Here is a 21,889-nt window from a genome sequence, read left to right as displayed (position 1 = left end):
AAACGCCGCTCGTTTTATCGTTATATTGTGAGCAATTCTTTTGGATAGCTTGTTAACGTTTCGACTCCATCATCAGTAATGAACACATCATCTTCGATTCGAACTCCGCCAATGGAAGGAACATAAATACCCGGTTCAATCGTAAATACCATACCGCGTTGCAATGGCATTGTGTTTGTGGCATTCATCGACGGATATTCATGAACATCAATTCCTAATCCATGCCCGACGCGGTGGGTAAAATATGCCCCATATCCGGCTTGCTCGATGATTGCTCTTGCCGCTTTGTCGATCGATCCGATTTCTGTCCCCGGTCTGGAAGCGTGAATGGCTGCAAGCTGTGCTTTTAAGACCGTTTCGTAAATGGTTTTTTGTTCGTCTGTCGCTTTTCCCACTACGACCGTTCTTGTAATGTCAGAGCAATATCCGTCAAGGACAACACCTAAATCAAATAATACAAAATCTCCGTGTTGAACGGTCGCTAAACCCGGTACACCGTGAGGATCGGCCGTTTTTTGACCGGTTAACACCATTGTTGCAAACGACATTTCGCGCACGCCTTTTTTCTTCAGTTCGTATTCAATCGTGGCGATGATATCTAATTCCGTTTTTCCTTCAGCCAGTGCTTTAATTCCGACGTCGACGCCAAAATCGGCAAGCTCAGCGGCTTGACGCAAAATGACAATTTCTTTTTCATCTTTGATCATGCGTAATTCCCGCAGTTTTTCTTCCGCGTTGAGGAACGAGCGCACCGGAAAATACGTATGTAACTGTTCGTACCGTTCGAGAGAGAGATGGCTTTTTTCAATGGCAATTTGCTCGGGAACGACTTGTCTTGCGTTGATGTTTTTATAGATAAGCTCCCACGGATTGTCCGTATCGCTATAGCCGAGCGTGTCATATTGCCAACCTGCTCGTTTAGCTTGAGATACTTCCATTTGCGGACAAACTAACATCGGTTCACTGTTCGGAAACACTAGTAACGCCAGCAACCGTTCATGAGGATCGCTATAAAATCCGCTTAAATAAAAGACATTGGGTGTTGACGTAATCAACGCAAACGAAATATTTTGTTCTTGTAGCCATTGTGAAAAAGATTGAAGTCTTTGATTCATTTTGTTCACTTCCTTTCTACATTTTGAGAGTATCAATAATAGAGCAAGATGTAAACGATGATTTACTCTAAAGAAGGAAATTAGCAATGAATCACGAATAAGTAAGGCGGAAACGTTCGCAAGAAAGGAGAAGATAGCGTTGAAATTAACGTATCATGGACATTCCGTTGTAAAAATTGAAACAAGCGGGAAAACGATTTTCATTGACCCGTTTATTACAGGAAATGAAGCAACAGATTTAAAGGCGGATGAAGTGAAAGTCGATGCTATTTTACTTACACATGGACATAGTGATCACGTCGGTGATACTGTTCAGCTTGCTTTAAGAAATCAGGCGCTTGTCGTGGCACCGTTTGAATTGGCGACCTATCTAAGCTGGCAAGGGGTAAACGCTCATCCAATGCATATTGGTGGATCACACCAATTTGATTTTGGAAAGGTGAAATTGACACAAGCGTTCCACGGCTCAAGCTATATTGATGAGAACAAGCAAATCATTTATACAGGAATGCCGTGCGGAATTTTATTTTCTGCTGAAGGAAAAACGATTTATCATGCAGGAGATACGGGATTGTTTTCGGATATGAAGCTCATTGGCGAGCGCAACGACATTGATGTGGCCTTTTTACCGATTGGGGACAACTTTACGATGGGACCAGAAGATGCTGCGTTGGCTGCTGAATGGCTTCGCGCTAAAACCGTTGTTCCGATTCATTACAATACGTTCCCGCTTATTGAACAAGATCCACACCGATTTGTGGGAATGCTAAAAGATGGAGTCGGTAAAGTGTTGCAGCCGGGAGAAAGCATTGAGTTGTAACATGTAAAAAAGGAGACGTCTCACAAACAATGAGGCGCTCCTTTTTTGTTGAAAAAATCGACACTCGCTAGCTTCGTTGAATCAAGCGCCGTTCCCCCGTATAATGAAAATAGGACATCTTGTAAAGGGTGAAGAAATTTGGCGACAAAACATGAACAAATTTTACAATATATTGACAGTCTTCCGGTTGGAGAGAAAATTTCCGTTCGGCAAATTGCCAAGGAAATGGGGGTAAGTGAAGGCACGGCTTATCGCGCGATTAAAGATGCGGAAAATAAAGGGTATGTAAGCACGATTGAGCGTGTTGGAACGATTCGGATTGAGCGGAAAAAGAAAGAGAATATTGAAAAGCTGACATATGCGGAAGTCGTCAATATTGTTGATGGGCAAGTATTAGGGGGACGAGAAGGATTACATAAGACGCTCAACCGTTTTGTCATTGGCGCGATGAAGCTGGAGGCAATGATGCGCTACACCGGAGCGGGCGATTTGTTAATTGTCGGGAACCGGACGAAAGCGCACCAGCTTGCTTTAGAAGCGGGAGCAGCCGTGTTAATTACCGGCGGTTTTGATACAGATGAGTATGTGAAAAGATTAGCCGATGAATTGCAGCTCCCGATTATTTCGACGAGTTATGATACATTTACCGTTGCAACAATGATTAACCGTGCCATTTACGACCAATTGATAAAAAAAGAAATCGTTCTTGTCGAGGACATTTTAATCCCGCTGGAGAAAACGATCTATTTAGAAACGACGGACAAGGTCGAGAAGTGGTATCAGCTCAATCGTGAAACAAAGCATAGCCGCTTTCCGGTTGTCGATTCCCAATTGAAAGTACAAGGAATGGTGACAGCGAAAGATGTGCTTGATTGTGACCGTGAGCTGCTGATTGAAAAAGTCATGACAAAACATCCGATCACGGTGAACGGAAAAATGTCGGTGGCTTCTGCTTCTCACATGATGGTATGGGAAGGGATTGAACTATTGCCTGTGATCGATGAACATAATCGCTTACAAGGAATTATTAGCCGCCAGGATGTATTAAAAGCGTTACAAATGGTTCAGCGTCAGCCGCAAGTTGGAGAAACGATTGACGATATTATTACAAGCCAATTTCGCGAGTCTGACAGCGATCAAAAAGCAGAAAACGTCTTTCGTTGTACGATTACGCCGCAAATGACGAACTATTTAGGAACGTTATCGTATGGAGTGTTTACGACGATCGTGACAGAAGCAGCGACGCGAGCATTACGTTTTTATAAGCGCGGCGATTTAGTGATAGAAAATATTACGATTTATTTTATTAAGCCGGTGCAAATTGAAAGCACAATTGACATCAAAGCGAAGCTGCTAGAAGTCGGGCGGAAATTTGGAAAAGTTGACGTCGAAGTATACAATGAGGGGACCGTTGTCGGCAAAGCGCTGATGATGTGCCAGTTAATTGATCGCTAAAAAGAAAACGGGGATTTAGGCCCCGTTTCTTGCCATTTGCTTTGCTTCTTCGATGACAAGAGGCAAGTAATGCTTGTAGGCGCGATAACCAGCCCATACACTTCCGCCACCAATAAGCAAGAAAATGACTCCAACAATGAAAGAGATCATCGATGAATGAAGAAAAAACTGATTGATGCCGAAGAAAAAGACAAACGAGCCAAGTGCCATGCTTGATTTAGCGGCAATCCAGCGGCGTTCTACCGGGCGATGGCTCCGAAAGTATTTGATTTTATAGTACGCATAAAACGAAAGCGAAAATATAATCAAAATAACAAATACAGGCATAGGTGAACCTCCATCTTTCGTCTTAATCCCATTGTACATAGAAATGAGGAAGAATTCTAGCAACGAATTCTATTTTTCACTTATAATGAAAGAAAACAATCGCAAAAAGAGGAGAACTTATATGAACGAGAAAGCATTGCAAATTTTAGAGACGATTCGACAGTTTGATACCATTATTATTCATCGACATGTACGTCCAGATCCAGATGCGTATGGTTCTCAAGGGGGATTGGCCGAAATTTTAAAAGCTTCTTTTCCTGAAAAAGCGATTTATACAGTGGGGAAAGAAGAAGAGTCGCTCCAGTTTTTACGACGGTTAGACAAAATCGATGACGACGTATACGAAAATGCGCTTGTTATCGTTTGTGATACGGCCAATCAAGAGCGAATTTGTGACGGCCGCTACCGACTAGGGAAAAAGCTGATTAAAATCGACCACCATCCGAACGAAGATCCGTACGGCGATCTTTTATGGGTCGATACAAACGCCAGCTCCACAAGCGAAATGATTTACGAGTTTTATTTGGCAGGCAAAGATAAGGGACTGGTGATGACAAAAGAAGCGGCACGCCTCATTTATGCGGGAATTGTCGGTGATACAGGCCGCTTTCTTTTTCCAAGAACGAGCCAAAAAACATTTCAATATGCCAGTGAACTCATTGAGTATGGCTTTTCATTAACTGAGCTGTATGATGGATTATATCGGACAAAGGTTAATGTCGCTCATTTAAGCGGCTATGTGTTACAAAATTTTCAACTTTCTTCATCTGGTGTGGCGTCAGTAAAGATGACGAAAGAATTGCTATGCGAGTATAACGTAACTCCTTCGGAAGCATCCCAGCTTGTCAGCCTCCTCGGTAATATTGAGGGAATTACTGCGTGGGTCTTTTTCATTGAAGAAGAAAAGGAAATTCGCGTTCGCTTCCGTTCAAAAGGACCGATTGTCAATGAAGTAGCGAAAAAATATAAAGGCGGGGGTCACCCGTTAGCCGCAGGCGCTTCCATTTATTCATGGGAAGATGCTGATCGTGTCATTGCTGACTTAGAAGCGATTTGTCGTTCCTGAAATAACAATGTCCCGACGCTATTGTGTTCGGGACATTGCTTTATGAATTGACCGGTTTTAATCTTAATTCAATCGACAAGGTGGTAAATAAAAAAAGTTCTTGGATTTCGAGCCTGTATGTCTGTTCATTAATCCTATATGTTTTATTTTCAATCGCTTTTGTCAATAGTTCTTTACTTTTATAGACCGTTTCAATATCTTTGGCAATAAGATGGGAAATGTCTTCTTTGACGCTTTCTTGAATGCGAAAGGTCGTGTAAGAATCCAGCTTGTATTGCTCTGCGTTGATAAGACGAATGTGAATTTCCTGTACTGTTAATTTTTTTTTGTTGATTTTATTCAGCTTAATGTAGTCTTCTTGCCAAATACGAATATCGTTTTTTAAATCGGCGATTTGATCATTTAATTCAGCGATTGTGCGCACATGTTCTTCTTGTAAAACGCCAAATAGATGTAAAAATACAAACCAACTAATGATCGCACCAACCGCTACTCCGGCAAAAAAGCGTTGCCATGTGGGCAGGCGGTAATAAGGGGGAATTCTCATGGGGAAATATGCTCCTGTGTTAACCAATTTACGATCGTTACGCCTGTTTGCGCGCCACCCATCGCCGAAAGAATGAGAAGAAATTGCTTAATGATATCACGAGTTTCTCCTAAAAATAAGCCGCGTTCAACGCTATAAAACGTATCAAACGTCCCGCCGATTGCAGCTACGACGGCCCAAATTTTTAAGTCGCCTGCAAACCGATACATCGCTGTTAATGGCTGCTCACCTGTTAAAAATGCTCCTAATCCTCCGATCAAAGCGCCGCCGAACAGCACGCCTAACGCGATAAAGTAACTTTGAATAAAAGCCGGTAAAAACGCTAATTTCATACTCATTGTCGCCTCAGTCCTTTCTTTTACTATGTATATGGACAATCGATCAGGAGTATGTTTTGCGTTTTCAAAGTTTCGTCGACTATAATGAAGGAAAAAGGAGGGAGTGCGTTGTCGTTTGTTCACCTTCATGTTCGGAGCGGTTATAGTTTGCTAAATAGTACGGCTAAAATTCCCGATTTAGTGAAAAGAGCGAGCGAATTAGGATTTCAGGCACTCGCCTTAACCGATGAAGATGTGTTATATGGAGCCATTCCCTTTTATCAAGAATGTAAAAAATACGGAATAAATCCGATTATTGGTATGATCGCGCGTATACAGATGGAAGAAGAGACATATCCGCTTGTGCTATTAGCGAAAAACGAAATTGGCTATCGTCATTTACTCAAAATCAGTAGTACGATTCAAACAAAAACAGTGAACGGAATCCCCGAAAAATGGCTGGAGCGTTATCATGATGGGATAATCGCGCTCACTCCCGGAAAAGACGGTTATATTGAAAGATTGCTGCGTCGCCATCAGAAGAAGAAGGCGCTTGAGATCGTGATGCGATATAAGCGTATATTTGGTGATGATGCTTTTTACATAGCGATTCAGCGCCACGGATTACAAGAGGATGGTGAATGGCAAGGCGAACTCATCCGTCTGAGTGAAGAAACGAATACGCCGCTTGTCGCCACGAACGATGTTCATTATATCGAAAAAGAAGATGCCTTCGTTCATGATTGCTTACTTGCGATGAAACAAGGGGTAAAACTTCAAGACGAAGGAAGGAGACGATTACCGAATAGCGAATACTATTTAAAATCAACTAATGAAATGATCGAGCTGTTTTCTGATATACCAGAGGCGATTGAAAATACTGTAAAAATCGCACGACAATGCCATGTCGATATTGAACTGGGAAATCGCATGCTGCCAAAATATCCGGTACCGACAAATCAATCAGCTGATGGCTATTTGCGCGATCTTTGTTTTCAAGGACTGCATGAACGTGTTTTGTCCCCTTCTTCGGAGTATATAGCGCGCTTGAACTATGAGTTGGAGATTATTCAGCAAATGAAGTTTAGCGACTATTTTTTAATCGTTTGGGATTTTATGAAGTTTGCAAGGAAGCGAGGAATTTTGACGGGACCTGGGCGCGGATCGGCGGCAGGCTCTCTAGTGGCATACGTTCTTTATATTACAAACGTGGACCCTCTCGAACACGGCTTATTGTTTGAACGATTTTTAAATCCGGAGCGCGTGTCAATGCCCGATATTGATATTGATTTTCCGGATGAACGCCGCGATGAAGTCATTCAATATGTGGCCAATAAGTATGGAAAACAACATGTCGCGCAAATTATTACGTTTGGTACATTCGGAGCAAGAGCGGCACTTCGCGATGTCGGAAGGGTCATGGGGGCAACGACAGCAGAAATCGATCAGCTGGTAAGGCAAATTCCCGCTAAATTAGGCGTGACCCTTCAAGAAGCATACGAGCAATCGCTGTCTTTTCGGCAAGCGGTGAGTTCGTCACCAACAATGCAAGAATGGTTTGAAACCGCTTTGAAATTAGAAGGTCTACCGCGCCATACATCGATCCATGCGGCAGGAGTTGTCATCAGTGAACAGCCGCTTTCCGACATCGTGCCGCTGCAGCAAGGGCATGACGACATCTATGTCACGCAATATCCGATGGATGTGTTAGAACAACTAGGATTATTAAAAATGGATTTTCTCGGATTGCGTACACTAACATTTATCGGGAATATATGTGCTCTCATTCATCGCCATACAGGAAGCACGGTCGACTTACAAACCATTCCGTTTGATGATGCTAAAACGTACGCGCTATTAAGTGAAGGAGATACAAGCGGGATTTTTCAGCTCGAATCAGAGGGGATGAAAACCGTTTTAAAACAGCTAAAGCCGTCTCAATTTGAAGACATTGTCGCTGTCAATGCTTTATACCGTCCGGGACCAATTGATTATATTCCCGTATATATTAGGCGGAAACATGGGCATGAAACCGTTACCTACCTTCACTCTGACTTGGAACCGATATTACAGTCCACATACGGTGTATTAATTTATCAGGAACAAATTATGCAAATTGCTGCAAAAATCGCGGGTTTCTCGCTCGGACAAGCGGATTTGCTTCGCCGAGCCGTGGGCAAGAAGAAAAAAGACATTCTTGACCAAGAAAGAGAGCACTTTGTGAAAGGATGTATCGAAAACGGATATGGCGAAGCGGTAGCCGATAAAGTATACGACTTAATTGTACGATTTGCCAACTACGGTTTTAACCGAAGCCATGCCGTTGCTTATAGCATGATTGCCTATCAGCTCGCTTATTTAAAAGCACATTATCCGTTATACTTTTATGCAGCGTTATTGACAAGCGTCATTGGTGATGAGGAAAAAATCGCTGCTTATATTTGCGAAATGAGACAAAAAGGGATATCATTGTTTCCACCTTCTGTAAATCAAAGTAATTACTCCTTTTCCATAGAAAAAGGGGGAATTCGCTATAGCCTTGCTTCCATTAAACATATCGGCACGGCAGCGGTAAAAGCAATTGTGCAAGAACGGAAAAAACGGCCGTTTACCGATTTCTTTGATTTTTGTACCCGTCTATGGGGAAAAGCGATCAATCGGAAAACGATAGAATCTTTTATTTTAGCCGGATGTTTCGATGAATTTGGCGTTGAGCGTGCTTCTTTACTAGCGAGTATAGATATTGCGCTTGAACATGCAGAATTAATGGGACCGTATACGGATGCAGATAGCGATTTATTTGCGAACGAATGGTCGTTTAAACCAAAATATGTGGAAACGTCCCCTCTTTCTGTTGATGAAAAGCTATCACATGAAAAGGAGTTGCTCGGTGTTTATGTCTCCCCTCACCCGGTAACGTTATATAGACAGCGCATTCAAGCAGTCGGGACGCGGCCGATCGCTCATGTAGGAAAAGGAAGAGTTGAGCAGGCTGTTCGCGTCGGTGCTTATCTTTTACGCGAGCGGAAAACACGGACGAAAAAGGGAGAAGAAATGGCATTTTTGACCATTAGCGATGAAAGTGGTGAGATGGAAGCTGTCGCCTTTCCTGATGTGTATCGTCGCTATTTTTCTTTTCTACAAAAAAACAGCGTAGTAGTGTTAGAAGGAAAAGTAGATGTTCGCAGAACCAAAGTGCAATTGGTTATTAAAAAGGTTATCCCAATCGACAAGCTACACGCACTTTATGTGAAAATTTGTCCAGATCATATGGCAACAGGGAAGTTATCGAAACTAAAAAACATTTTACAAAAACATCGAGGAGAGGTCCCTGTATTCCTTTATTACGAAAAAGAACGGAAAACCGTAAAACTTTCAGAGGAATACGGAGTCGATGCTACTGCTGAATGTGTAACCGAGCTGAAAGAACTACTAGGCAACGAATATGTTGTACTAAAATAATATTTCTTTACTATTCGTGCATTTTGTTATATTGTATAAACATTAGGTGGTCAGACCAGTCTTGTTTGACCGTATGGTAAGGAGTGAGTCATGTTGTCTTTACGTGAGGAAGCGTTACATATTCACAGAACACATCAAGGAAAACTAGAAGTAAAAGCAAAATTTCCGATTACGAACGCTGAACAACTGAGCTTAGCCTATTCACCGGGCGTGGCAGAGCCTTGTAAGGAAATTTCCCAAAACCGCGATCATGTCTATGACTACACGATGAAAGGAAATAGCGTGGCGGTGGTGACGGATGGAACAGCTGTATTAGGGCTTGGAAATATTGGACCTGAAGCTGCTTTGCCGGTGATGGAAGGAAAAGCGGCGTTATTCAAATGCTTTGCAGGAGTCGATGCGTTCCCAATTTGCTTGAATACAACTGATGTTGATCATATTGTTCAAACGGTAAAATGGTTAGAACCGACATTTGGCGGGATTAACTTAGAAGATATTGCAGCGCCGAATTGCTTTCTCATTGAAGAACGGTTGAAAAAAGAGTTACAAATTCCAGTCTTCCATGATGATCAGCATGGAACAGCGATTGTTACGGTCGCTGGGCTTCTTAATGCGTTAAAAATTGTAAAAAAACAGCTGAAAGACATTAAGGTCGTTATTAATGGTGCTGGTGCAGCAGGAATTGCGATTATTAAACTTCTTTATCGCTACGGTGTTCGTCATATCATTATGTGCGATTCAAAGGGAGCAATTTTTGAAGGGCGTCCGTATGGTATGAATCGGATGAAAGAAGAAGTAGCAAAAGTGACAAACCCTGAAAAAATTGAAGGACCTTTACAAGAGGTCATCAAAGGAGCGGACGTCTTTATCGGCGTTTCCGTGGCCGGAGCGTTAACAAAAGAAATGATTCGAATGATGAACGATCAACCAATTATTTTTGCGATGGCGAACCCTGTGCCGGAAATTATGCCAGAAGAAGCGATAGAGGCAGGAGCTGCTGTTATTGGTACCGGTCGATCCGATTATCCAAACCAAGTGAACAACGTTCTGGCGTTTCCAGGAATTTTTCGCGGTGCTTTAGACGTGCGAGCAAAGCAAATTAACGAAGAGATGAAAATCGCTGCAGTCGAAGCAATCGCTTCGTTAATTACGGAGAACGAATTGCAGCCAAACTATGTTATTCCTGCGCCGTTCGATCCGCGTGTCGCTCCAGCTGTTGCCGCAGCTGTGGCAAAAGCGGCGATTGACACAGGGGTAGCGCGCATTCACATCGATCCTGAAGAAGTAGCTAGCAAAACGAGACAAATGGCTGCAATTAAGTGAGGCGAGTGGGAGCAAAAAAGATGACTTCAAAAGTCTACGTCGAGACGTTGCAACAAATTCACCGAATTATCCAAGAAGATGGGCTTGTTGCAGGTGATAAAATTCCTTCTGAACGCGAGTTATCAGAACGGTTAAAAGTGGGGCGCTCTTCAGTGCGAGAAGCATTACGCGCCCTTGAATTTCTTGGTATTATTGAAACGCGGCGCGGTGAAGGCACGTACATGAAAGAATTCGGCGAGCATCAGCTCATTGACCTGTTAGGAACGTTTATTTTGCAAGAGGAAAAAGCAAAAACAGATTTAGTAGAAACGAAGGTGCTACTGGAACAACTTTGTTTACAATTAGCCTGCAAGCGCCGTAGCCAAACAAAGCTTGATGAGCTGAAAAAAATGATTCGACAAAAAACGATTAATTACGAGCGCTTTTTGAAATGGGTGACCGAGGCAGGAGAGAATTATTTACTTGAGCGGATTTGGCGTGTGCTTAATGACTTTTTTACCTCAAACTATGATGCCATTTCGCTGCCTATTACCTTTTATGAAAATATGGGACATGCGTTCGAAACACAAGATATATCAGCGATCCTTGATCTATTCACTGAACATGTCGTCATGCCATTGTCGAAACAGCCATGACACGTTTTTACAAAAAATGTTGTCCATTTCATATACAGTAGTGGTAAATCAACTAGCGAAGGAGGGGCACCTCTTGCTGAAAGAGTTGTTTACGAAAAAGAAAAAATACGCTTCAATTCCTTCTGAACATGTCAAACAAGAAGTTCCTGAAGGAATTATGACAAAATGTCCAAAGTGCAAAAAAATTATGTATACGAAAGAACTTGTCAAAAATTTACGTGTTTGTATGAGCTGCGGCTATCATCACCCGATGCCGTCCCACGAACGGATCGCTAGTTTATTAGATGAGGGAAGTTTTCAAGAGTACGATGCCGATATGATTTCCGAGAATCCGTTACAATTTCCTGATTATCTAGAAAAGCTGGAAGCCGATCGCCGCAAATCAAAATTAAATGAAGCGGTCATTACGGGCGAAGGAACGATGAATGGGCATCGGCTTGTCATCGCGGTCATGGATTCAGCGTTTCGCATGGGAAGTATGGGTTCTGTTGTTGGTGAGAAAATTACGCGCGCCATTGAAAAGGCAATGGAGCTTCGCGTGCCTTTTATTATTTTTACCGCTTCTGGCGGAGCACGCATGCAAGAAGGGGTATTAAGCCTTATGCAAATGGCAAAAACGAGCGCAGCGCTGAAGCTGTTTAGTGATGAAGGCGGACTCATTATTTCTGTGATGACCCATCCGACAACAGGCGGTGTATCTGCGAGCTTTGCTTCTTTAGGTGACTATAACTTCGCGGAGCCGGGAGCGCTCATAGGTTTCGCCGGTCGTCGCGTCATCGAACAAACGGTGCGAGAAGAGTTACCGGAAGACTTCCAAACCGCTGAATTTTTATTGAAACACGGGCAACTTGACGCGGTCATTCACCGGCATGAGTTAAAAGAAACATTAACGAATGTTCTTGACATTCACCAAAGGGGAGGTGACGGCGAATGGTGGGAGAATTAGAATTTGAAAAGCCGTTGATAGAATTGCGAAAAAAAATTAGCGAGCTCAAGGAATTTATGAAAAATGCCGATGTAGACCTTTCGGCAGAAATCGAAAAATTAGAGACACGATTGGAAAAGCTCGAAAACGAAACATACGCGAACTTAACGCCATGGGATCGTGTGCAAATTGCACGCCATCCGAATCGTCCGACAACACTCGATTACATTGAGCGGCTGTTTACGAATTTTTTAGAATGCCACGGCGACCGTTGCTTTGGCGACGATGAAGCGATCGTTGGCGGGATTGCGAAATACCATGGGCTTCCAGTTACGGTCATCGGCCATCAGCGCGGCAAAGATACGAAAGAAAATATACGCCGCAACTTCGGAATGCCGCATCCAGAGGGCTATCGGAAAGCGTTGCGTCTCATGAAGCAAGCGGAAAAGTTTCAACGGCCGATCATTTGTTTTATTGATACAAAAGGAGCCTACCCAGGAAAAGCAGCAGAAGAACGAGGACAAAGTGAAGCGATCGCTAGAAACTTATTTGAAATGGCAGGATTTACAGTGCCGATTGTGTGCATTGTCATCGGTGAAGGGGGAAGCGGTGGTGCATTAGCCCTTGGTGTCGGCAACTATATTCATATGCTTGAAAACTCGACGTACTCCGTCATCTCGCCAGAAGGTGCGGCAGCGATTCTGTGGAAAGATGCTTCTCTTGCGCAACGGGCAGCCGAAACAATGAAAATTACCGCGTCAGATTTAAAAGAACTCGGAGTCATTGATGAAATTATTCCAGAAGTTCGCGGCGGAGCACATCGAAATGTTGACGAACAAGCAAAAGAAATTGACAAAGTGCTCAAACAATCGCTGAAACAACTGCTACAATTAAATGGGCCAGAGCTTGTGCAGCACCGATACGAAAAATTTAAGCAAATTGGTCAATTTAGGTTTTCTCGAGATTATCTTGGGATAAAATAATCATGAGGCTGTCTCATCAATGGGACAGCTTTGTTATTATTGAAAAATTTATTTTAACATTTGTGTGAAAAGTTCATTTTAAAGTTGCAAAAGAACGGTTTCTCTATTGTGTTCTACTATGCTTCGTGTTATTTTATAGAATGTTGATGAGTTTTTAAGAGGTATGAGGTCGGACTTTTGTGGAGAGAACAAATGATGAACGAGGTGAATAACGTGAAAAGAATTGGTGTATTAACGAGTGGCGGCGACTCACCAGGAATGAACGCAGCGATTCGGGCTGTTGTGCGCAAAGCCATTTACCACGGAGTAGAAGTATTCGGTGTGTATCATGGCTATGCAGGACTGATTGCAGGACACATTAAAAAACTTGAGGTAGGCGATGTTGGGGACATTATTCATCGCGGCGGCACGATGTTATACACGGCACGTTGCCCGGAATTTAAAACGTTAGAAGGGCAGCTAAAAGGTATTGAACAATTGAAAAAGCATGGAATCGAAGGGTTGGTCGTTATCGGTGGAGACGGCTCTTATCAAGGGGCGAAAAAATTAACAGAGCACGGGTATCCATGTGTTGGGGTGCCAGGAACGATTGATAATGACATTCCGGGGACTGATTTTACGATCGGCTTTGATACGGCATTAAATACCGTTATTGATGCGATCGACAAAATTCGTGATACCGCTACTTCTCATGAGCGTACATATGTGATTGAAGTCATGGGACGTCATGCTGGAGATATCGCACTTTGGGCAGGTCTTGCTGGTGGTGCAGAAACAATTTTAATTCCGGAAGCGGACTATGATATGGATGATATCATCGCTCGTTTAAAACGAGGACATGAGCGTGGTAAAAAGCATAGTATTATCATCGTTGCTGAAGGTGTCGGAAGCGGAGTTGAATTCGGAAACCAAATTCAAGAAGCGACCGGATTCGAAACGCGTGTAACTGTATTAGGACACGTGCAACGAGGTGGTTCACCAACGGCATTTGACCGTGTTTTAGCAAGTCGTTTAGGCGCTCGTGCAGTTGAGTTGTTGCTTGAAGGAAAAGGTGGACGCTGTGTCGGTATTCAAAATAACCGCCTCGTCGATCACGACATTATTGAAGCTTTATCACAAACGCATACGGTTGACCAAAAAATGTATCAATTATCGAAAGAACTTTCGATTTAAAACATGGTATCGTTACCATATATATGAATGAAAGGAAGAATAGAACATATGCGGAAAACAAAAATCGTTTGTACGATTGGTCCGGCAAGTGAAAGTGTGGAGAAGCTTGTCGAGTTGATCGAAGCGGGAATGAATGTAGCGCGTTTGAATTTTTCCCACGGCGATTATGCAGAGCACGGTCAACGTATCCAAAATATTCGTGAGGCGGCGAAAAGAACAGGGAAAACGGTAGCGATTCTTTTAGATACAAAAGGTCCGGAAATTCGTACACATAACATGGAAAATGGGGCTATTGAACTACAAGAGGGATCACAACTCATCATTTCCATGGATGAAGTGCTTGGTACACCAGAACGAATTTCTGTTACGTATGAAGGACTTATTGATGATGTAACTCCTGGTGCCAAAATCCTTCTTGATGATGGGTTAATCGGACTAGAAGTGTTATCTGTCAATAAACAAGCGCGCGAAATTACGACAAAAGTTCTTAATGGCGGTGTATTGAAAAATAAAAAAGGGGTAAACGTACCGGGTGTCCGTGTCAATTTACCGGGGATTACGGAAAAAGACCGTCAAGACATTTTATTCGGAATTGAACAAGGCATTGATTTTATCGCTGCTTCGTTTGTGCGCCGTGCCTCGGATGTATTAGAAATTCGTGAGCTGTTAGAGGCAAACGATGCACTTGATATTAAAATCATTCCAAAAATCGAGAACCAAGAAGGCGTCGACAATATTGATGAAATTCTTGAAGTAGCGGACGGACTTATGGTGGCGCGCGGTGATTTAGGAGTGGAAATCCCGGCGGAAGAAGTGCCGCTTGTGCAAAAGGAACTCATCAAAAAATGCAATGCGCTCGGTAAGCCTGTAATTACCGCGACGCAAATGTTGGATTCGATGCAACGCAATCCACGGCCGACGCGGGCAGAAGCGAGCGATGTGGCAAATGCTATTTTTGACGGTACCGATGCGATTATGTTATCAGGAGAAACCGCAGCGGGGCTTTATCCTGTTGAAGCAGTAAAAACGATGCATCAAATTGCTTCGCGCACAGAGCAAGCATTACAATATCGAGATTTATTGGCACAACGTACAAAACAAAGCGGAACGACGATTACTGATGCGATCGGTCAATCCGTTGCACATACAGCGTTAAATCTTGATGTTGCTGCGATTGTGACTCCGACGGTAAGCGGACAGACGGCGCAAATGATTTCTAAGTATCGTCCGAAAGCACCGATTGTGGCGGTTACTTCTAGCGATTCCGTATCTCGAAAATTGGCGCTTGCATGGGGAGTATATCCGCAAGTCGCTCCGCAAGTGAACACGACTGATGAAATGCTTGATATTGCTGTAGAAGCAGCAGTGAAATCAGGAATTGTCAAACATGGCGACTTGGTGGTCATTACGGCTGGCGTTCCAGTTGGAGAAACGGGTTCAACGAACTTGATGAAAGTTCATGTCATCGGTGACATCATCGCCAAAGGGCAAGGGATTGGCCGCAAATCTGCTTTCGGGAAAGTCATCACTGCGAAAACAGCTGACGAAGCGCTTAGCAAGATGACAGAAGGTGGGATTCTTGTTACCAACAGCACCGATGCAGATATGATGAAAGCACTGGAAAAGGCAGTGGCGATTATTACAGAAGAAGGCGGTTTAACAAGCCATGCGGCGGTAGTTGGCTTAAGTCTCGGTATCCCGGTAATCGTCGGAGTGCCAAACGCTACTTCGATTTTAAGAGATGGACAAGAGATTACCGTCGATGCTGGATTTGGCGCTATTTATCAAGGACATGCGAGCGTATTATAAGGTATAATAAAAACAGAGAGAATCCTCTCTGTTTTTATTCTTTTTCAGGAAGGAAGAGGCAGCATGAAATTGTTGATAACATTGTTTATTATTGTTCCGGCATTGGAAATTTTCTTATTTCTTCTTTCTGGTCAAACGATCGGCGTATGGCCGACAGTAGCGCTTATTTTTGCCACCGGCATTATAGGAACATGGCTTGCGAAACGACAAGGCGTAACGGTCATTGAGGAAGCGAAAAACGAGCTGATGCGCGGGCGTCTCCCGAGTGAAGCGGTGTTGGATGGCATTTGCATTTTTATAGGCGGTGTTCTTTTATTAACGCCGGGATTTTTTACAGATATTGTAGGATTCATATTGCTTCTTCCAGTTACTCGTAAATTTATCAAACCGTTTCTTGTTCGCTGGCTAAAGTCCTCTTTTACCACCAAAACATTTTTCTATATAAAAAGATAAGAGCTTTCCCGTTACGGAAGGCTCTTTTATGTTGTCGGTTTCCCGATAATAAAATTCCAAATATCTTGAAAGACGTTCGCGCTATGCAATGTCCGAATAATGACAAGCAATACCGGTCCGGCAATCAAGCCGAGAAATCCAATAAGCTTAAATCCAACGAATAAAGCAATTAATGTTGCCAGCGGATCAAGACCAATCGAGGATGAGAGTACTTTTGGCTCCATAATTTGCCGTTGGACTAATACAATAATATACAAAATTCCTAATCCGATGGCAAATGGGACATTTCCGCTGACGGCAGCGTAAATAATCCAAGGCACAAACACGATTCCTGTTCCTAAGTATGGTAAAATGTCAACAAGGCCAATAATCAGCGCAATCGTAATGGCATAATCGACGCGGAGAATCAATAGTCCGATTAGTACAATCACAGTTGTAATCGAAATGAGCGTTACTTGTGCTTTAATAAAACCAAATAACGCTTTTTTTAAGTTAATAAACACTGTCCGTCCGCTTGTCCGTACTTTGTGAGGCAACACTTTTTGCACCGCTCTGCTGAGCCGATACCAATCTTTGCTGATGAAAAATGTTGCCAGTAGCGAAAAGATAATGACTGTTGCCGCATTCGGCAGCCAGCCAAGCAGCTTCGGAATGTTTTGTAGCACATCTTGAATAAATTGTCCGACCGTTGTAGCAATTTTTGTACCAACCGATTGAATGTTGCTCATGATCGTACCTTGTTGATTTGCATCTAAATTTTTAAATAAAACCGCTAAATCATTATAAATTGGAATAATCTGGCGGGCAAAAAAGTCCTCGATATACATGACTAACTTTTGAAAATGTCCAGGCACAACGTCCGCTAAATATTGAGTACCTGAGACGATTTCCGCAATTAATAGCGTTACTAGCCCTGCCAAGATCGCAAATAAAAGAATCAGCACAATAACAACAGCCAATGCGCGCGGCATTTTCGCTTTTTGTTCCAAATAGTTAACAAAAGGGTTAATCATAAAAGCAATGAAAAAAGCGATAATAAACGGATAGGTAACGGTTGATACATAATAAATGCTCAGTGCGCCAAGCGTAACAACAGCAATGACAAAAAGAAAACGAAGGGCGCTATGTAAATGATGTTTGGACAATATGCCACCTCCATATTTTTTCCATAACTATATATTACAAGTTTATATACGTGATCGTAAAGAGGAAGGTTTCATGGAAGTAAAACTACATATATAGAAAGGAAGGAAAATCATTGAATCAGCCAATTTTATTTTTGCTTATTTTGTTGGTGACAGGTATTATTGCGAAAAATCAGTCATTAATTGTAGCTGTTTCCATTTTATTGATTGTAAAATTGATCGGTCTAGAAGACAAGCTGTTGCCCACGGTTCACGCTAAAGGGATTCAATGGGGAGTAACAGTCATTACTATCGCAGTATTAGCACCAATTGCCACTGGAGAAATTGGATTTAAACAACTAGGGGAGTCACTTCAATCGTTTTCTGCTTGGATCGCCCTTTTATCTGGTATTTTTGTGGCATTAATTGCGAAAGGAGGAGTAACGCTACTAGCAACGGACCCACATATGACAGCGGCTCTCGTATTTGGTACGATTATTGCTGTTTCTGTATTTCACGGCGTTGCAGTTGGGCCGTTAATCGGAGCAGGGATTGCCTATATGGTTATGAAAGTGATAGAATATTTATAAAAATCATTTTTGTGTAATAATATTTAAGAAAGATTGAGTTGTTTTGATTCACAAAAGTCAGATAATTGTTTATAATATAGACATAAGCCCTTTTACTTTCAGAAAACAGAAGGATTGATGATGCATTCATATTGTCACCAACGCTTCAGTTGGTGACAATATGAATGCAATATAAAATGTAAGCATTTTCTTTTGGGGTTTTATTCATTCATTTCGAGCAAGCGCTCGCTCTCATATCGTGAAACGCAAATGGGAGAAGGGGAATCTTTAGAGAAAAGGAGAGATGGTTATGACAGTAACACGCGGTCTAGAAGGGGTTGTCGCAACGACGTCCAGCATCAGCTCGATCATTGACGACACATTAACGTATGCCGGCTATGATATTGATGATTTAGCAGAGAACGCGACGTTTGAAGAAGTCGTCTATTTGCTTTGGCATCGCGAGCTTCCAACAAAAGCACAGTTGGAAGAATTAAAGCGGCAATTGGCGGAAAATGCCTCAATTCCCAAAGAAATAATCGATCATTTTAAAGTGTATCCAATTGAAAATGTACATCCGATGGCGGCGTTACGAACAGCGGTGTCTATGTTGGGATTATATGACGAAGAAGCGGATGTGATAGATGCGGATGCGAACTACCGAAAAGCGATCCGTTTGCAAGCGAAAATCCCGACAATTGTGACAGCATTCTCTCGCATTCGTAAAGGACTAGAACCGGTTGAACCTCGCGAAGATTTAGGATTTGCAGCGAACTTTCTTTACATGTTGACAGGGGAAGAGCCGAACGAAATTGCGGTAGAAGCATTTGATAAAGCGCTTATATTGCATGCAGACCATGAATTAAATGCTTCGACATTTACAGCACGCGTCTGTGTTGCGACATTATCGGATATTTATTCGGGCATTACAGCAGCGATTGGCGCGTTAAAAGGGCCTCTTCATGGAGGAGCGAACGAGGCCGTTATGAAAATGCTTACAGAAATTGGCAGTGTCGACAATGTCCAATCATATATTCATAAAAAGTTTGAAAACAAAGAAAAGATTATGGGATTTGGTCATCGTGTCTATCGACTAGGCGATCCACGAGCAAAACATTTAAAAAAAATGTCAGAGAAGCTCACAAAACTTGTTGGTGAGCCGCATTGGTATGAAATGTCAGCAAAGATTGAAGACATTGTCACATCAACAAAATCATTGCCACCAAACGTTGATTTTTACTCTGCGTCTGTTTACCATTGTTTAGGAATTGATCATGATTTGTTTACACCAATTTTCGCAGTAAGCCGTATGTCAGGATGGCTTGCGCATATTCTAGAGCAATATGAGAACAACCGTCTCATCCGGCCGCGCGCTGAATATACTGGTCCAGCGAAGCGATCATATGTGCCAATCGAGCATAGAGATTGAAATTTGTGGCATAAAGGGTGAGAAGATGTTTGCATGTTCTCACCTTTATTATCAAATAAATTGGAGGTTGTGACAGTGGTTCAAGGAGAAAAAATTACAGTAACAAATGGTGTGTTAAACGTACCAAATAATCCAATCATTCCATTTATTGAAGGAGATGGGACAGGCCCTGATATTTGGGCGGCAGCTTCCCGCGTTTTAGAAGCCGCTGTAGAAAAAGCATACAAAGGCGAAAAGAAAATTGTCTGGAAAGAAGTGCTTGCTGGGGAAAAAGCGTATAATCTTACAGGAGAATGGTTACCGCAAGAAACGTTGGATGTTATTCGTGAATACATAATTGCCATTAAAGGGCCATTGACAACTCCAGTTGGTGGTGGCATTCGTTCATTGAATGTTGCTCTTCGCCAAGAGTTGGATCTATTCGTTTGCTTACGCCCTGTTCGCTACTTTAAAGGGGTGCCTTCGCCAGTGAAGCGCCCTGAAGATACGGATATGGTTATTTTCCGCGAAAATACGGAAGATATCTATGCAGGAATAGAATATGCCAAAGGAACACCAGAAGTGAAAAAAGTCATTGAGTTTTTACAAAACGAAATGGGCGTTCGCAAAATTCGTTTCCCTGAAACATCAGGGATCGGCATTAAACCAATTTCGGAAGAAGGAACAAAACGATTAGTGCGTGCGGCGATTAACTATGCGATCGAGCATGGACGAAAATCCGTCACCCTTGTTCATAAAGGAAATATTATGAAATTTACGGAAGGAGCTTTTAAAAACTGGGGTTACGAGTTGGCTGAGGAAGAATTTGGAGATAAAGTATTCACATGGGCAGAATATGACCGTATCGTTGAAGCTGAAGGAAAAGAAGCAGCCAACAAAGCGCAAGCAGAGGCAGAAGCTGCTGGAAAAATCATCATTAAAGATGCGATTGCGGATATTTTCTTGCAACAAATTTTAACGCGTCCGCGCGAATTTGATGTCGTTGCGACGATGAACTTAAACGGTGACTACATCTCTGATGCCTTAGCTGCTCAAGTCGGTGGCATCGGAATTGCACCTGGTGCGAACATTAACTATGAAACAGGACATGCGATTTTCGAAGCGACTCACGGTACAGCTCCGAAATATGCGGGATTGGATAAAGTGAATCCATCATCTGTTATCTTATCAGGTGTAATGATGTTTGAGCATCTCGGTTGGAACGAAGCAGCGAAACTCATTATTGATGCTATGGAAAAAACAATTGCTTCAAAAGTTGTTACCTACGATTTTGCTCGTCTCATGGAAGGAGCAACGGAAGTGAAATGTTCTGAATTTGCCGATGCATTAATTCGCAATATGGGAGAATAATGGAGAGAGGATGAGAAACATGGCAATGAAACGGAAAAAAATTTCAGTCATTGGAGCAGGATTTACAGGAGCAACAACCGCATTTCTTTTAGCGCAAAAAGAATTAGGTGATGTTGTGCTTGTAGATATCCCGCAGTTGGAAAATCCAACGAAGGGAAAAGCGTTAGACATGCTTGAATCAAGTCCTGTTTTAGGCTTTGATGCCAACATCATCGGTACTTCGGACTACGCCGATACGGCCGATTCCGACATCGTTGTCATTACGGCAGGTATTGCACGCAAACCAGGTATGAGTCGAGACGATTTAGTAACAACGAACCAAAAAATTATGAAAGCTGTTACGAAAGAAATCGTCAAATATTCACCAAACTGCTATATTATCGTGCTTACAAACCCAGTCGATGCGATGACATATACGGTGTATAAAGAATCTGGATTCCCGAAAAACCGAGTTATCGGCCAATCCGGTGTGCTTGATACAGCGCGGTTCCGCACATTTGTAGCTCAAGAATTAAATCTTTCCGTAAAAGATATTACTGGATTCGTATTAGGCGGACATGGCGATGATATGGTACCCCTCGTTCGTTATTCTTATGCAGGCGGTATCCCGCTTGAAACGTTAATTCCAAAAGAGCGCCTTGATGCAATTGTGGAGCGCACGCGCAAAGGCGGCGGAGAAATCGTCAATCTGTTAGGAAACGGTAGTGCTTATTACGCTCCGGCTGCTTCTCTTGTCGAAATGGTTGAAGCGATTATTAAAGACCAACGCCGTATTCTTCCAGCGATTGCTTACCTTGAAGGTGAGTACGGCTACGAAGGCATTTATTTAGGTGTACCAACTATCTTAGGTGGCAATGGTATTGAAAAAGTTATTGAGCTTGAATTAACAGATGAGGAAAAGACTGCTCTCGCTAAGTCTGTTGAATCTGTTAAAAATGTAATGAAAGTATTAGAATAACTAAAGAACAACAAAAAATTCGGGGGTGATTCCCCGAATTTTTTCCACA

20 protein-coding genes are annotated in these 21,889 nt (G+C 42.6%); 15 read left to right on the top strand and 5 right to left on the bottom strand.

Going from position 1 to position 21,889, the window contains the following annotated elements:
• Positions 1-20: 20 nt before the first annotated feature.
• Positions 21-1,115, bottom strand: coding sequence for a M24 family metallopeptidase (locus ISX45_RS12050; protein WP_194519072.1), 1,095 nt, complete (start codon positions 1,113-1,115; stop codon positions 21-23).
• A gap of 139 nt (positions 1,116-1,254) precedes the next feature.
• Here ISX45_RS12050 and ISX45_RS12045 point away from each other — a divergent pair, with 139 nt between their 5' ends.
• Together ISX45_RS12045 and ISX45_RS12040 are read left to right on the top strand one after the other, a co-directional pair.
• Positions 1,255-1,935: a metal-dependent hydrolase gene (locus tag ISX45_RS12045; protein WP_181554706.1), complete on the top strand. Its 681-nt coding sequence runs from the start codon at positions 1,255-1,257 to the stop codon at positions 1,933-1,935.
• Positions 1,936-2,073: 138 nt separating this feature from the next.
• Positions 2,074-3,390, top strand: coding sequence for a CBS domain-containing protein (locus ISX45_RS12040; protein ID WP_181554705.1), 1,317 nt, complete (start codon positions 2,074-2,076; stop codon positions 3,388-3,390).
• A gap of 15 nt (positions 3,391-3,405) precedes the next feature.
• Here the strand turns inward: ISX45_RS12040 and ISX45_RS12035 are convergent, their stop codons facing one another.
• The gene (locus ISX45_RS12035) at positions 3,406-3,717 is read right to left on the bottom strand and encodes a YtpI family protein (protein WP_181554704.1); all 312 of its coding nucleotides are present in this window, start codon (positions 3,715-3,717) and stop codon (positions 3,406-3,408) included.
• A 121-nt stretch (positions 3,718-3,838) separates the two neighbouring features.
• Here ISX45_RS12035 and ISX45_RS12030 point away from each other — a divergent pair, with 121 nt between their 5' ends.
• On the top strand, positions 3,839-4,783 hold the full coding sequence (locus ISX45_RS12030; protein WP_194519071.1) for a DHH family phosphoesterase: 945 nt from the start codon (positions 3,839-3,841) through the stop codon (positions 4,781-4,783).
• A gap of 40 nt (positions 4,784-4,823) precedes the next feature.
• Here ISX45_RS12030 and ytrI read toward each other — a convergent pair whose 3' ends face one another.
• Positions 4,824-5,330 carry a sporulation membrane protein YtrI gene (gene ytrI / locus ISX45_RS12025; protein ID WP_181554702.1) on the bottom strand — a complete coding sequence of 169 codons (507 nt, stop codon included), beginning with the start codon at positions 5,328-5,330 and terminating at the stop codon, positions 4,824-4,826.
• Positions 5,327-5,668, bottom strand: a complete 342-nt coding sequence (locus ISX45_RS12020) for a sporulation membrane protein YtrH (RefSeq protein ID WP_181554701.1) — start codon at positions 5,666-5,668, stop codon at positions 5,327-5,329. Before ISX45_RS12020 ends, ytrI begins: the two co-directional genes overlap by 4 nt.
• Before the next feature lie 108 nt (positions 5,669-5,776).
• Here ISX45_RS12020 and ISX45_RS12015 point away from each other — a divergent pair, with 108 nt between their 5' ends.
• The 8 genes from ISX45_RS12015 to ISX45_RS11980 all read left to right on the top strand — a co-directional run bounded on the left by ISX45_RS12015 (position 5,777) and on the right by ISX45_RS11980 (position 16,410).
• Positions 5,777-9,109, top strand: coding sequence for a DNA polymerase III subunit alpha (locus ISX45_RS12015; protein WP_194519070.1), 3,333 nt, complete (start codon positions 5,777-5,779; stop codon positions 9,107-9,109).
• A gap of 93 nt (positions 9,110-9,202) precedes the next feature.
• The gene (locus ISX45_RS12010; protein WP_181554699.1) at positions 9,203-10,432 is read left to right on the top strand and encodes an NADP-dependent malic enzyme; all 1,230 of its coding nucleotides are present in this window, start codon (positions 9,203-9,205) and stop codon (positions 10,430-10,432) included.
• A 20-nt stretch (positions 10,433-10,452) separates the two neighbouring features.
• Positions 10,453-11,067 carry a FadR/GntR family transcriptional regulator gene (locus ISX45_RS12005; protein ID WP_181554698.1) on the top strand — a complete coding sequence of 205 codons (615 nt, stop codon included), beginning with the start codon at positions 10,453-10,455 and terminating at the stop codon, positions 11,065-11,067.
• Positions 11,068-11,140: 73 nt separating this feature from the next.
• Positions 11,141-12,013: an acetyl-CoA carboxylase, carboxyltransferase subunit beta gene (gene accD, locus ISX45_RS12000; protein WP_181554697.1), complete on the top strand. Its 873-nt coding sequence runs from the start codon at positions 11,141-11,143 to the stop codon at positions 12,011-12,013.
• Complete coding sequence (gene accA, locus ISX45_RS11995; RefSeq protein ID WP_181554696.1) at positions 11,998-12,975, top strand: acetyl-CoA carboxylase carboxyl transferase subunit alpha; 978 nt, start codon at positions 11,998-12,000, stop codon at positions 12,973-12,975. Before accD ends, accA begins: the two co-directional genes overlap by 16 nt.
• A 213-nt stretch (positions 12,976-13,188) precedes the next feature.
• On the top strand, positions 13,189-14,148 hold the full coding sequence (pfkA, locus tag ISX45_RS11990; protein ID WP_181554868.1) for a 6-phosphofructokinase: 960 nt from the start codon (positions 13,189-13,191) through the stop codon (positions 14,146-14,148).
• A 48-nt stretch (positions 14,149-14,196) separates the two neighbouring features.
• The gene (pyk, locus tag ISX45_RS11985; RefSeq protein ID WP_194519069.1) at positions 14,197-15,957 is read left to right on the top strand and encodes a pyruvate kinase; all 1,761 of its coding nucleotides are present in this window, start codon (positions 14,197-14,199) and stop codon (positions 15,955-15,957) included.
• Between the two features lie 63 nt (positions 15,958-16,020).
• Positions 16,021-16,410, top strand: coding sequence for an FxsA family protein (locus tag ISX45_RS11980; protein ID WP_194519068.1), 390 nt, complete (start codon positions 16,021-16,023; stop codon positions 16,408-16,410).
• A gap of 26 nt (positions 16,411-16,436) precedes the next feature.
• On the opposite strand, the gene ytvI is transcribed toward ISX45_RS11980, so the two are convergent.
• Positions 16,437-17,555, bottom strand: coding sequence for a sporulation integral membrane protein YtvI (ytvI, locus tag ISX45_RS11975; protein ID WP_194519067.1), 1,119 nt, complete (start codon positions 17,553-17,555; stop codon positions 16,437-16,439).
• 113 nt (positions 17,556-17,668) lie between these two features.
• Here ytvI and ISX45_RS11970 point away from each other — a divergent pair, with 113 nt between their 5' ends.
• The 4 genes from ISX45_RS11970 (at position 17,669) to mdh (ending at position 21,840) form a co-directional block, all read left to right on the top strand.
• Positions 17,669-18,124, top strand: a complete 456-nt coding sequence (locus ISX45_RS11970) for a DUF441 domain-containing protein (RefSeq protein ID WP_194519066.1) — start codon at positions 17,669-17,671, stop codon at positions 18,122-18,124.
• 289 nt (positions 18,125-18,413) lie between these two features.
• Complete coding sequence (citZ, locus tag ISX45_RS11965; RefSeq protein ID WP_194519065.1) at positions 18,414-19,532, top strand: citrate synthase; 1,119 nt, start codon at positions 18,414-18,416, stop codon at positions 19,530-19,532.
• A gap of 75 nt (positions 19,533-19,607) precedes the next feature.
• Positions 19,608-20,882 carry an NADP-dependent isocitrate dehydrogenase gene (gene icd / locus ISX45_RS11960; RefSeq protein WP_181554690.1) on the top strand — a complete coding sequence of 425 codons (1,275 nt, stop codon included), beginning with the start codon at positions 19,608-19,610 and terminating at the stop codon, positions 20,880-20,882.
• A gap of 19 nt (positions 20,883-20,901) precedes the next feature.
• Positions 20,902-21,840, top strand: a complete 939-nt coding sequence (gene mdh, locus ISX45_RS11955; protein ID WP_181554689.1) for a malate dehydrogenase — start codon at positions 20,902-20,904, stop codon at positions 21,838-21,840.
• The last annotated feature ends 49 nt before the right edge of the window (positions 21,841-21,889 follow it).

The organism is Thermaerobacillus caldiproteolyticus, assembly GCF_015326725.1.
In the GTDB taxonomy this organism is placed as follows: Bacteria; Bacillota; Bacilli; order Bacillales; family Anoxybacillaceae; genus Thermaerobacillus; species Thermaerobacillus caldiproteolyticus.
This window is presented reverse-complemented; position numbering and strand designations above follow the sequence as displayed.